9 protein-coding genes and 2 tRNA genes (1 of these 11 running past the window's edge) are annotated in these 12,436 nt (G+C 56.8%); 8 read left to right on the top strand and 3 right to left on the bottom strand.

The window, feature by feature from the left end:
* Positions 1 to 3 precede the first annotated feature (3 nt).
* Positions 4 to 618 (top strand): PqiC family protein, encoded by a 615-nt coding sequence (locus tag M2305_RS05175; RefSeq protein WP_086633137.1) that lies wholly within the window; start codon positions 4 to 6, stop codon positions 616 to 618.
* Between the two features lie 75 nt (positions 619 to 693).
* On the opposite strand, the gene nusG is transcribed toward M2305_RS05175, so the two are convergent.
* From nusG to M2305_RS05160, 3 genes are all read right to left on the bottom strand, one after another.
* Positions 694 to 1,224: a transcription termination/antitermination protein NusG gene (gene nusG, locus M2305_RS05170; RefSeq protein WP_046900219.1), complete on the bottom strand. Its 531-nt coding sequence runs from the start codon at positions 1,222 to 1,224 to the stop codon at positions 694 to 696.
* Between the two features lie 9 nt (positions 1,225 to 1,233).
* Positions 1,234 to 1,488: a preprotein translocase subunit SecE gene (secE, locus tag M2305_RS05165; protein ID WP_232309136.1), complete on the bottom strand. Its 255-nt coding sequence runs from the start codon at positions 1,486 to 1,488 to the stop codon at positions 1,234 to 1,236.
* A 62-nt stretch (positions 1,489 to 1,550) separates the two neighbouring features.
* Positions 1,551 to 1,627 (bottom strand) — tRNA-Trp (locus M2305_RS05160).
* 174 nt (positions 1,628 to 1,801) lie between these two features.
* Here M2305_RS05160 and M2305_RS05155 point away from each other — a divergent pair.
* The 7 genes from M2305_RS05155 to M2305_RS05125 form a co-directional block, all read left to right on the top strand.
* Positions 1,802 to 1,875 (top strand) — tRNA-Gly (locus tag M2305_RS05155).
* A 504-nt stretch (positions 1,876 to 2,379) separates the two neighbouring features.
* Positions 2,380 to 2,952, top strand: coding sequence for an ATP synthase F1 subunit delta (atpH, locus tag M2305_RS05150; protein WP_264648755.1), 573 nt, complete (start codon positions 2,380 to 2,382; stop codon positions 2,950 to 2,952).
* Positions 2,952 to 4,487 carry a F0F1 ATP synthase subunit alpha gene (gene atpA / locus M2305_RS05145; RefSeq protein ID WP_046900218.1) on the top strand — a complete coding sequence of 512 codons (1,536 nt, stop codon included), beginning with the start codon at positions 2,952 to 2,954 and terminating at the stop codon, positions 4,485 to 4,487. The genes atpH and atpA overlap by 1 nt, the downstream gene beginning before the upstream one ends.
* A 9-nt stretch (positions 4,488 to 4,496) precedes the next feature.
* On the top strand, positions 4,497 to 5,384 hold the full coding sequence (locus M2305_RS05140; RefSeq protein ID WP_046900217.1) for a F0F1 ATP synthase subunit gamma: 888 nt from the start codon (positions 4,497 to 4,499) through the stop codon (positions 5,382 to 5,384).
* Between the two features lie 21 nt (positions 5,385 to 5,405).
* Positions 5,406 to 6,869, top strand: coding sequence for a F0F1 ATP synthase subunit beta (gene atpD, locus M2305_RS05135; protein ID WP_099213283.1), 1,464 nt, complete (start codon positions 5,406 to 5,408; stop codon positions 6,867 to 6,869).
* 5 nt (positions 6,870 to 6,874) lie between these two features.
* On the top strand, positions 6,875 to 7,291 hold the full coding sequence (gene atpC / locus M2305_RS05130; RefSeq protein WP_046900215.1) for an ATP synthase F1 subunit epsilon: 417 nt from the start codon (positions 6,875 to 6,877) through the stop codon (positions 7,289 to 7,291).
* A gap of 125 nt (positions 7,292 to 7,416) precedes the next feature.
* Positions 7,417 to 12,436: the 5' portion of a DUF4011 domain-containing protein gene (locus M2305_RS05125; RefSeq protein ID WP_264648753.1), read on the top strand. 992 nt of this gene lie beyond the right edge of the window; 5,020 of the gene's 6,012 nt are visible here — the first part of the coding sequence; its start codon is at positions 7,417 to 7,419; its stop codon lies beyond the right edge, outside the window.

Here is a 12,436-nt window from a genome sequence, read left to right as displayed (position 1 = left end):
CCCATGGCAAAATATTCGCCTTTTCGTATGCGCCTATTGTCCATGGGGTGCATGTTTGGCCTTGCAGTCTCACTGACGGCCTGTAGCAGTGACCCCAAACTGTATACGCTGGCACCTGTATCCGGGATGGTCCAATCGGGCGGTCCTGTTGTCGTGGAAGTCCGAACGCCTGTTGTTCCTTCTCGCCTCGATCGGGATACTATTGTTCGCCAGAATCGCGATTACCAGACGACATTGGCGACTGGCGATAGCTGGAGCGAAGCGCTTCCAGACATGATAGCCCAGACATTGACGACTGATCTGTCGCAGCGTCTTCCGGGAACAACTGTCGTGTCGCAGGGAGATGCGGTAACGACGACGCCCTCTGCCTATGTAGAGGTAACAATCCGGAATTTCGAAGCCGATGCGGCTGGCCATGCGCTTATCACTGGTGCTGTATCCGTTCATCCTGCCCAGAAGATGATTGGCCCGGTTCTGACTGAAGCGTTTGCCTGGCAATCTCCTGAGAGTGCGCAGCTCAACACCGGGAAGCTGGTAGCCTCTCTCAGTCAGGGGCTATCCGTTCTCGCGGATCACGCAGCTTCCCGGCTGCGATCACTCCCCTCTACAAGCCGGTAAGAGGGACTACCCGAGGCAATAAAAAAGGCTCCCAAATGGGAGCCTTTTTTATTCATACCGTCTCAGCAGAAGAGATTAGAGCTTCTCAACCTGCGTGAAGTCCAGGTCCACCGGGGTCGAACGACCGAAGATGGAAACGCTGACCTTAAGACGCTGACGTTCTTCGTCGACTTCTTCGATCATGCCCGTAAAGGACGTGAACGGGCCGTCTGCAACGCGGATCTGCTCGCCGATCTCGAAGGTGAGGGCAGAACGTGGACGTTCCACACCTTCCTGAGCCTGCTTCATGATCCGGTCTGCTTCTGCAGCCGTAATCGGGGTTGGGCGATTGCGCGTTCCTAGAAAGCCGGTGACCTTGGGGGTGTCCTTGACGAGATGCCATGCATCATCCGTCAGTTCCATCTTCACAAGAACGTAGCCGGGGAAGAACTTGCGCTCTGAATTGACCTTACGGCCCCGGCGCATTTCCGTCACGTCTTCGGATGGGACAAGGATCTGCTCGAAATGGTCAGATAAGCCCTTCTGTGCAGCCTGTTCCTGAATGTGGCTCGCGATCTTTTTCTCGAACCCGGAATAGACATGCACAACATACCAACGTTTTGCCATGCTGCGGACCTAGCCTCCAACGCCAAACAGCTCGCGGACGCCCAGGCCAATGACCTGATCCACGATGAAGAAGAAGATGCAGGTCACGGTAACCATGGCAAGCACCGCACCCGTCGTAATGAGGGTGTTACGACGTGTAGGCCACGTAACCCGCTTGGCTTCGTTGCGCACGTCTTTGATGTACGTGCCCAGATTGAAGCCGGATCCGTTTTTATGAGGCGCCGTCTTACGCGACTCGTCTTTCGGGGTAGTGACCGACACCATCGTCCTCGAATCAAATGAAAATCCGCGTCCCGGTGCCGGAAAAGCTATCCGGTAAAGCGGGGTGGCAGGGGCGGAGGGTCTCGAACCCACAACCTTCGGTTTTGGAGACCGACGCTCTAGCCAATTGAGCTACGCCCCTATCATCGGGGGTACCACAAAGACTGTGATACACCAACGACAGTGGGGCGGAAAAGATAATGTTCAGGGATGAAAGTCAAGTACCCATAAGCATCTAGGTTCATATTTTTCATTTCTGGCATTCCCCCTCTTGCGAGGATGCTGAGGAATGGAGTATGACACCGGCAACCTAAGGGCGGGCGTAGCATAGTGGTAATGCAGTAGCCTTCCAAGCTTCTGAGGAGGGTTCGATTCCCTTCGCCCGCTCCAGCAGGTTCCCCAAAAAATCTGATCCAGGCGACTAATCAGAGCTGGGTACTTCTATGTGCCTTTTCTGCTCTGCCAAGCGTCTGGCCGCAGTTCCTGTGAGCTGATTGCATACTCCGCAACTCTCTTGCTCGATGCCGGCATTTTATCTCTGCTTGAACACAGTCCCCAATGATTGTCAGGCAATTCCGCAAAATTTTAGAAATTCTGAGCTCTCCCTGACAGCAGCAGGCTGGCATGCGCGCTGCTGTTTTTTGGGAATGAAGAATTTGCCTGCAAAGAGCAGTGTTACGCTGAAAAATTTAGTTGTGCGGTAAGGTTGTAGCTCTGCCTCGGTTGCACTGGATCATGGGGACGTGCTAGAGGCGGCGCCAAGTGGAGGACCGGGTTCAGACGAATCCTGCGTAGGGTCGTGTGTGCCTGAATCCCAACGGATTTGGAAGCAAGGGACCGGATAAGCCGGTTCCGGCCGCATCCTGCGGCGGAAAAGTGAGACGGAACACGCGTGTGACGGTGACACAGGTGCCGCAGATGGGACCCACAGGTGGCTTGGCTCAACGCTATGCCCGAGCGCTTTACGACTATGCCTCAGAGCAGGGAGCGCTCTCTGATGTGCTGGCTCAGGTTCGGGGACTTCGCGATGCGATTTCCCAGAGTGCTGACCTGCGGACGTTCCTTGTGGACTCCCGCCTTGATGCACATCGTTCAAGCAAGGTTGCTGGTGCCCTGACCGAGAAACTCGGTTTCGGAGATGCCGTCCGTCGCTTCGTCGGCGTGATTGCTGCTAACCACCGTCTTGCTGATCTCGCTTCTATTCTGGACGGCGTGCTGGCCCTTGATGCGAGCCTCCGCGGCGAAACCGTTGCAGAAATCCGCTCCGCTCAGCCTCTTACTGACATGCAGCGCAGCCAGCTTCAGGGCCGTCTGGCCGAAGCGGGTTACAGCCGCGTGTCCATGATCGAACGTACAGATGCCTCCCTGATTGGCGGCATGACTGTGCGTGTCGGTTCTACATTGTTTGATACTTCGATCGCCGGGCGCCTGACTCGCCTGCAGAACGCCATGAAGGGAGCCGCGTGATGGATATCCGTCCCGCTGAGATTTCGGACATCCTCAAGCAGCAGATCGCGTCTTTCGACAAGGTCGAGACCGTTTCCGAGACGGGCACGGTCCTGTCGATTGGTGACGGCATTGCTCGTGTTTACGGCCTGACGAATGTCATGGCTGGCGAAATGGTCGAGTTTGAAGGCTCTGGCCTCAAGGGCATGGCGCTGAACCTCGAAGCCGACAACGTCGGTATCGTGATTTTCGGTGATGGCGACGAAATCCGTGAAGGTGACACGGTTCTTCGCACGAAGTCCGTTGTTGAAGTTCCGGTTGGCAAGGGGCTCCTTGGTCGCGTTGTTGACGGCCTTGGTAACCCGATCGACGGTCGTGGCCCGCTGACGGACGTGGAATATCGCCGCGCTGAAGTGAAGGCTCCGGGCATCATGCCGCGTCAGTCGGTTAGCGAGCCGATGCAGACGGGCATCAAGGCCATTGACGCTCTGGTTCCGATCGGGCGTGGCCAGCGTGAGCTGATCATTGGTGACCGCCAGACCGGTAAGACGGCGATCCTGGTTGACACCATTGTGGCCCAGAAGCCAGTCAATGCTGAAGGCGACCCGAAGAAGTCTCTTTACTGCATTTACGTTGCTGTTGGTCAGAAGCGCTCCACGGTTGCAAACCTGGTTCGTACGCTGACGGAGCAGGGTGCGATGGAATATTCCATCGTTGTTGCTGCCACGGCTTCTGATGCTGCACCAATGCAGTATCTGGCTCCCTACACGGCTTGCGCCATGGGTGAGTACTTCCGTGACAACGGCATGCATGCTTTGGCTTGCTACGATGACCTGTCGAAGCAGGCTGTTGCATACCGTCAGATGTCACTGCTGTTGCGCCGTCCGCCGGCACGTGAAGCTTTCCCAGGTGACGTGTTCTATCTGCACTCCCGTCTTCTCGAGCGTGCAGCCAAGATGTCTGATGCCAACGGCGGCGGTTCTCTGACGGCTCTGCCGGTCATTGAGACGCAGGCTGGTGACACGGCTGCATACATCCCGACCAACGTGATTTCCATCACCGACGGTCAGATCTTCCTTGAGACGGACCTGTTCTACAAGGGTATCCGTCCGGCTGTGAACGTTGGTGGTTCTGTGTCCCGTGTGGGCTCGGCCGCTCAGATCAAGGCGATGAAGCAGGTTGCTGGCAAGATCAAGCTCGAGCTGGCTCAGTATCGTGAAATGGCTGCGTTCTCGCAGTTCGCTTCCGATCTGGATGCTGCAACGCGCAAGCAGCTTGATCGTGGTGCACGTCTGGTCGAGCTGCTGAAGCAGCCTGAGACGTCCCCGCTTCCGGTTGAAGAGCAGGTTGTTGTTCTTTTCGCTGGTACCCGTGGATATGTTGATCCGATCGCCGTGGATAAGGTTGTGGCCTACGAGGCTGCACTGCTGACGGAAATGCGCGGCGCTGGCGCTGGCATTCTGACGGCCATCCGCAACGATCGCCAGATCAAGCCGGAGACGGAAGGCAAGCTCAAGGAGCTGCTCGAAGCTTTCGGTAAGCGCTTTGCAGCCTGAGGATAGTCCATGGCTTCGCTGAAGGAACTGCGCGGTCGGATCACGGGCGTCAAATCGACGCGCAAGATCACGAACGCCATGAAAATGGTCGCAGCATCCAAGCTGCGACGCGCCCAGTCCCAGGCTGAGGCGGCTCGTCCCTACGCCGAGGCCATGGGCCGCATGATGGCGGAACTGGCAGCGGCAAGCCGCGGCGCTGATGCGTCCAGCCTGCCGACGCTGCTGGGCGGTACGGGTAAGGATCAGGTCCATCTTGTGGTGGTCCTTACTTCGGATCGTGGTCTGGCGGGTGGCTTTAACGCCAACATTGTTCGGAGTGCGCGTCAGCTGATCCGCACGCTGCGGGATGAGGGTCGGACAGTGCGTCTTCTGCCGGTTGGCCGTAAGGGTGCTGATATTCTTGCAAAGGAATATCCGGATCTGGTGGTTGAGCGCGTGGCAGGGACGGAAGGCCGTGACGTCGGTTTCGACAAGGCTGAGTATGTGGGCAAGAAGATTGTCGCCATGCTTGAAGCCGGCGAGATTGATCGCTGCACGCTGATCTACAACCGCTTCGTCAACGCGATGACGCAGATTGCCATCCAGCTTCCGCTGGTGCCTCTGTCCGTCGCGGAAAATGACAATGCGGCGCCTGCCGAGGCTGCCCAATACGAATTCGAGCCCGATGAGGCTACGCTCCTGGCCAATCTTCTGCCACGCAATCTTCAGGTGCAGATTTTCTCTGCCCTGCTGGAGAGTGCAGCAGGTGAGCAAGGTGCACGGATGACGGCTATGGACAACGCGAGCCGGAATGCCAGCAAGGCAATCGACCGTCTGTCCCAGAAGTACAACCGTACGCGCCAGGCCAACATTACCAATGAACTGATCGAGATCATCTCCGGCGCAGAAGCCGTTTGAGATCACGCAGGAGACGAACCGATGTCTGAGACTCTTAACCCTTCTGCCCCGGCTGCAAATAACGTCGTCGGCCGTGTCACGCAGGTGCGTGGCCCGGTTGTTGACGTGCAGTTCGAAGGCGATCTTCCGTTTATCCTGAACGCCCTGCATGTTCAGAACGGCGATCACACGCTTGTTCTGGAAGTTGCACAGGAAATCGGTGAGCGTCAGGTCCGCTGCATTGCCATGGACACGACGGACGGCCTGAGCCGTGGCGCGGAAGTCCGTGACACTGGCAAGCAGATCATGGTTCCGGTTGGCCCGGCTACACTTGGTCGTATCCTGAACGTCATTGGCGAAGCCATTGACGAACGTGGTCCGATCGTTAGCGACAAGTATTTCCCGATCCATCGCAAGGCTCCGTCCTTTGAGGAGCAGGCTGCTGCGTCCGAAATTCTCGTAACAGGCATCAAGGTCGTTGACCTTCTTTGCCCGTACCTGAAGGGCGGCAAGATCGGCCTGTTCGGTGGCGCAGGCGTTGGCAAGACCGTTATTATTCAGGAACTCATCAACAACATCGCGAAGGCACACGGTGGCGTGTCCGTATTCGCAGGTGTGGGTGAGCGTACCCGTGAAGGTAACGACCTGTATTTCGAAATGCAGGACGCTGGCGTTATCAAGATCGCTGAAGACGGTTCCACGGAAGGCTCCAAGGTTGCTCTGGTCTATGGCCAGATGAACGAGCCACCGGGAGCACGTGCCCGTGTTGCTCTGACGGGTCTGTCACTCGCAGAATATTTCCGTGACGAAGAAGGTCAGGACGTTCTGTTCTTCGTGGACAACATCTTCCGCTTCACGCAGGCTGGTTCGGAAGTGTCCGCTCTGCTGGGCCGTATTCCTTCCGCCGTGGGTTATCAGCCGACGCTGGCAACGGAAATGGGTGCCCTTCAGGAGCGCATTACGTCCACCAAGAAGGGCTCCATCACGTCCGTTCAGGCCGTGTATGTCCCTGCTGACGATCTGACCGATCCGGCACCTGCTGCGACCTTTGCTCACCTTGATGCCACGACGGTTTTGAACCGTTCGATCGCAGAAATGGGCATTTATCCGGCTGTTGACCCGCTGGACTCCACGTCCCGCTCCCTTGACCCGAAGATCGTCGGTCAGGAACATTACGACATTGCTCGTAAGGTTCAGCAGACGCTTCAGACCTACAAGGGTCTGCAGGACATCATCGCGATCCTGGGCATGGATGAGCTGTCTGAAGAAGACAAGAAGATCGTTGGTCGCGCACGTCGTATCCAGCGCTTCCTGTCCCAGCCGTTCCATGTGGCTGAAGTGTTCACAGGCGCACCTGGCAAGCTGGTTGCTCTGGAAGACACGATCCGTTCCTTCAAGGCTGTTGTAAACGGTGAATACGATCACCTGCCAGAAGGCGCGTTCTACATGGTTGGCGACATTGACGAGGCCATCGCCAAGGCCGAGAAGATGAAGCAGGAGGCCTGATCCTGATGCCCCTACGCATCGAGATCGTCAGCCCGGAAAAGCGTCTTGTTGACCGTCAGGTCGACATGGCGGTGGTCCCGGGCATGGAGGGCGATATTGCAGCCATGCCGGACCGTGCACCGCTGATGCTTCAGCTGCGTGGTGGCGTTGTGGCCCTGTATGAAGGCGACAAGATCGTCGACCGTTATTTCGTGGGCGGTGGTTTCGCAGATATGGGCGCAGAACACTGCACCATTCTGGCAGATTCTGCTCAGCTCATGAGCGAGCTGTCTGCGGATGATGCCCGTGATCGTCTGCGTGATCTGGAAACCACATGGGCCCAGATCGAGCCGAACGATACTGATGCGCATGATCGTCTCAGCCGTGAAATCCAGAGCGTTCGCGCTGAACTGGAAGCTGTTGAAGGTCCTGCTTCAGTCTGAGGCTGAACGCAGCATCTATGAAAAGAGAAAGAACCCATCCGGTCAGTTGACTGGGTGGGTTTTTCTTTGTCCGCAAGCTTCCTGTATGCTGCCGTCCAGACTTTACCAAGTGATGGTGGCGCGTAATGACGGACTCTTCCCCTGACACTGAAATTATGTCCGAGGGCGTTGATCTCGCCCCTGTAGAGGCAATCGAAGGTGCAGGGGATGTAGTAGACGCAGAGCGGGAAGAAGGCGCGACATCTGAACCGATTGCAGAAGATATCGTCGAGCTGACGGTTGTCGTCCGGGAGAGCGTCAGTAGTGCGCTCTGGGAAAACAGCGTCCCAGTTTTGCTGGAGCTTGCGGTTCGTAATCTTGCAGATCGGGATCTCTCAGATGTTGAGATTACGCTGCATTCCAAACCCGGTGTGCTCCGAACAACCTCTTGGCGAATTCAGTCTCTCGGAATGGGACAGTTTCGGGCGTTAGAGCGCCTCGATGTGGAACTGGATAGCGCCTATCTCGCCTCGCTGAGCGAAGCAACACGCGCTGAAGTTCATTTTACAGTCTCGGAGATACAGCCCGATAGTGCGCGGGTGACGCTTCTCGAGCGTGTTTTTCCTTTGACTGTCCGCTGCCGAAGCGAATGGGGCGGATTACAAGGGCTGCCCGATCTGCTTGCAGCCTTTGTTCTACCGAACGATCCTGCTGTCGCAAAAATTCTTCGTTCAGCTTCTCTTCTTCTACAGGAGGCCGGCCACAGTGGCGCTTTGGAGGGATACCAGGGTGGTCGAAAGCGGGCGTGGGAACAGGCACAAGCGATCTGGTGCGCAATCGCTGGCTTAAACATTACGTATGTTAGTCCCCCGGCCTCTTTTGTGGAGGCTGGCCAGAGGGTGCGTCTTCCCACTCAGATTGTGGAAGACCGGCTGGCGACTTGCCTGGATACAGCCTTACTGTTTGCGTCCTGCCTTGAAGCTGTTGGCTTGCGGCCATTACTGATCATGCTCAAAGGTCATGCTTTTACCGGGCTTTGGCTGTCTCGGGAGCAGTCTGGAACCTCAGTCATTCAGGATCTGCCTGGATTGCGGAACAGGGTAGCCCTTGATGATGTCTGTGTGTTCGAGACAACGCTTGTAACTGCAGCGTCTTGCCCGGATTTTGCAAAGGCCTGTGAGCGTGGGCTTGCACAGCTTCAGGATGACGGTGAAGACTCGAAATTTGAAGAGGTCATAGACGTCCACCGCGCCCGACTGCGCCGCATTCGGCCGTTGTCATCGCTTGTGCCTAATACTGATCCGGCCGAGAGCGATGATGTGGAGACCTCTGCCACGCCTCAGTGGAAAGCAGCGCCTGATCTTCGGGAAGAACTCGGAGACCATGAAAACGAAGAGACACCGGAATCCCGTTTGGATCGCTGGTGTAAACGGCTACTGGATATTTCAGGCCGAAGCCGCCTTCTGAACCTGCCACGCTCTGAGAAACAGATCATCGAGATCTGCTGTGCAGATCAGGGAAGGTTGGAAGACCGTCTGGCAGAAATGCGGGGAGGGGAACGGAAACCAGCGCTCAGGCTTCGAGCTCGTCCCGAACTGATGGATGGGTCTGACCCGAGAAGTGCTGCGCTCCATCAGCAGCGTCATCATGACGATCAGCACAGGGCTATTGCTGCAGAGGCTCTGGAGCACGGTGAACTGCTGGTTGCCCGGGATGAAGCTGGCTTACAGTCCGCTCTTACAGAAATCTATCGCAAGGCGCGTGCGGCCGCGCAGGAGGGAGGGGCAAACATACTTTTCCTGACTCTGGGAGAGCTTGTGTGGGAACCTCGGGGGCGGGATCGCAAGGCGAGAGCCCCCTTGATTTTGGTCCCCGTTATTCTGGAACGTAGCAGCATTAACGCTCCATTCCGGTTGCGCGCGCATACCGATGAAAGTCGGGTGAATGGCAGTCTTCTGGAAGTTCTTCGACAAAATTTCGCCATGCGGTTTCCTGAGCTTGAAGGAGAGCTTCCTGAGGATGAGGCTGGTTTGGACGTTGCGCGCATCTTTGACATTTTCCGCGCAAAAATCCGCCAGCTCCCGCAATGGGAAGTTCAGGAACGTGTCAGCCTGACGACCCTCTCTTTCGCCAAGTTCCTCATGTGGAAGGATTTGCAGGAAAGACGGGACGCGCTGCGTATTAACCCGGTTGCCAGTCGTCTTCTGGATGGGGTTTCAGAATCTGATGACACTGGAAGTGGCTTCTCCACGGCTGTGTTCGAGGGCCAGAAATCGCTGGATAACGCTCTGGACGAGGCTTCCCTGCTTTGTCCCATGGAGGCTGACTCGTCCCAATTGACCGCCGTAGCCCGGGCGGCAGCGGGTGAAAACTTTGTCCTGATCGGTCCGCCGGGAACCGGCAAAAGCCAGACGATTGCCAATATCATCGCTGATACGCTGGGACGGGGTAAGACGGTCCTGTTCGTCGCAGAAAAGAGAACTGCGCTGGAAGTCGTACGGAATCGTCTGCGTTCTGTAGGGCTGGGTGAGTTCTGCCTGGATCTGTTTTCGCCTCAGGCGGGGCGTGGCGCAGTGCTGGAACAGTTTCAGCAGGTTCAACTGGTCAGGGAAGAGTTTTCAACAGCGGAATGGACCTCGGCCCAAAGCCGTCTGATGGCAGTCCGCCAGGATCTGAATGCCTATGTGCAGGATCTGCATAAGCGGTGGAGCAACGGATGGACTCCCTATCAGGCCATAGGCGTGGTTCTGGAGGCTGATCGTAACGGCACTTATCCGCTTGCTCTGAAATGGTCAGCTCCAGACGCCCATACTGAAGCAGACTGGGAGTCGCTCAAGAATGCGGCCAGTTTGTTGGCGGGCCTCTATGAGCGCTTCGGGCGGGATACCCTGTCGCCTCAGTTGTCGGGAATAGAGCAGGAAGACTGGACGTCTCGCTGGCAGGATCAGATCCTTCAGCAGAGTCAGGCCTTGAGAGGACAGCTTGATGCGCTGTCTCAAGCAACGGATGATCTGTGCCGCGTACTGGGTTTGACTGGCACTGACCGATCGTTGGCTCAACTCCATCGACTGCAGTCGTTCTGTGCTCTGTTGTATCGGCCGGAAGCGGCCTGGGGAGCGTGGGCCCTTTCCGAAGATGCGCAGGACAAGGCTCAGGTTGTTCTTGCAGAAAAAGAACGGATTGCACGTCATTGCACTCTAGAGCAGGGGCTGGCTGTGCGTTGGAGTGATGCGAAAACACTCCCGTTGGAAGACTTGCATCGTGAGTGGAAGGACTCCGAAGACAAATGGCTTCTTTCGCGCAGGAGTGCTCAGAAAGCTGTACGCCGACGACTTGAAGCGAGTGCGAAAGGCGTCTTGCCGGACGACTTGAGTGATGAACTGTCCCGGCTTCTGGACCTGTCTGCGCTGGAACGCGACCTGAAGGGAGCCCCTCATAGAGAGGTTGTCGGTTCTCTCTGGAGTGATGTGACGACCGATTTTGGCAAGATCGAAGCCGCTCTGCTCTGGGGAGCTGAGATTCGCGCTGCATTGGCAAGCTGCGTCCCGGATCTCGCAGGATTGCTCTCTGTGAGACGGCAAATCCGGGAGCTGCTTACAGAAGGGCGCGATCTTCTTGCAGAGAGTGGGCCGGTAGGTCTGAAAATTACGGGGTTCAGGAAGGCACTTTCGGCTGCTGAGGAAAGCCTGAGCCTTTTGGCCGACCTGGCGGGAAGTCCTCTTCTTGCAATCGAGCCAGATGGCGAAGACTGGCTGCTGCGTTTGTCTCAACATCTGACTGGCTGGCTTGAGCAGGGTAAAAATCTGCGGGACTGGTGTGCATGGCGAAAGGCCTGTCATACAGCTGAGCGTCTGGGATTGGGTCCGTTAGTAGAGGCGCTTGTGGCAGAGCGCGTGGCTCCGAAAGAGCTTCAATCCGTTCTGACTGCCGCTTATGCCCGATGGTGGTTGGCAGCAGCCGTTGATGAGCAGCCACGACTGCGCGGTTTCGTTGCCGCAGCGCATGAAGAACAAATCGAGCGCTTCAAGACCTGGGATGGAGACGCTGCCAGTCTGGCAGGGCGTCTGATCCGGGCAAGGCTCTCAGGTAATATTCCCGCTCAGGACGTGCGGCGGCAGGACTCACAGTATGTGATGATTCATCGTGAAGCGCAGAAGAAAGCCCGGCATATGCCGATTCGTCAGTTGGCTGCTGCTGCACCACGGGCGGTGAGAGCGCTTACGCCCTGCTTCATGATGAGCCCTCTTTCCGTAGCGCAATATCTTCCCCCGGATAGTGAGCCGTTCGATCTGGTTATTTTCGATGAAGCCTCGCAAATCCCGACATGGGATGCCATCGGGGCCATCGGACGTGGCCGACAGGTGATCGTGGTCGGAGACCCCAAGCAGCTACCGCCGACCAGCTTCTTTGCGCGAAGTGAGAATGAGGACGACGACGGTGAACTCTGCGATATGGAGTCCATTCTCGATGAGTGTCGTGCGGCTGGTGTGCCGGAAATTACGCTGAAATGGCACTATCGCAGCCGGCACGAGAGCCTGATCGCGTTTTCCAACAGTCAGTATTATGGCGGCGACCTCATCACGTTCCCCTCGAACGTGACGCAGGATCGAGCCGTTTCCTTCCGGTTTGTGGAGGGGGGCAACTACCAGAGAGGTGGCAGCAGAACCAATCCCGCAGAAGCCAGAGCTGTTGCGGATGCTGTTGTAAGGCATTTGAAGACTGACGGAGAGAAATCTGTTGGCGTCGTAACGTTCAACGGAGAACAGCAGACACTGATTACTGATCTGCTGGAAAAGGCCCAGATGGAGGATTCCTCGCTGGTGCCGTTCTTCAGCGAAGAGTGCCCGGAACCCGTCCTGATTCGAAATCTGGAAAATGTGCAGGGAGAAGAGCGGGACGTGATGTTCTTTTCCCTCACCTATGCGCCGGAGCTAAAAGGGGCGCCTTACGTTTCGTTTGGGCCGTTGAATCGTGCGGGCGGTGAAAGACGCCTCAACGTCGCTGTGACGCGGGCGCGTGAAAAACTGGTTGTTTTTGGTTCCCTGCGCGCTGAACAGATCGATCCGTCCAGAAGCTCTGCAGAGGGTGTACTGCATCTTCGGAAGTTCCTGACTTTTGCGGAGCATGGTGCAGGTGCACTTGCCGGTTTACACCACGGGTCCGTTG

It is taken from the genome of Gluconobacter cerinus, assembly GCF_025961355.1.
GTDB lineage: Bacteria > Pseudomonadota > Alphaproteobacteria > Acetobacterales > Acetobacteraceae > Gluconobacter > Gluconobacter cerinus.
This window is presented reverse-complemented; position numbering and strand designations above follow the sequence as displayed.

Excerpts from the sequence above, each read along its gene's own strand:
- M2305_RS05175 (WP_086633137.1), top strand. The coding sequence starts at position 4 with ATGGCAAAATATTCGCCTTTTCGTATGCGCCTATTGTCCATGGGGTGC.
- nusG (WP_046900219.1), bottom strand. The coding sequence starts at position 1,224 with ATGGCAAAACGTTGGTATGTTGTGCATGTCTATTCCGGGTTCGAGAAA.
- secE (WP_232309136.1), bottom strand. The coding sequence starts at position 1,488 with ATGGTGTCGGTCACTACCCCGAAAGACGAGTCGCGTAAGACGGCGCCT.
- atpA (WP_046900218.1), top strand. The coding sequence starts at position 2,952 with ATGGATATCCGTCCCGCTGAGATTTCGGACATCCTCAAGCAGCAGATC.
- M2305_RS05140 (WP_046900217.1), top strand. The coding sequence starts at position 4,497 with ATGGCTTCGCTGAAGGAACTGCGCGGTCGGATCACGGGCGTCAAATCG.
- atpD (WP_099213283.1), top strand. The coding sequence starts at position 5,406 with ATGTCTGAGACTCTTAACCCTTCTGCCCCGGCTGCAAATAACGTCGTC.
- atpC (WP_046900215.1), top strand. The coding sequence starts at position 6,875 with ATGCCCCTACGCATCGAGATCGTCAGCCCGGAAAAGCGTCTTGTTGAC.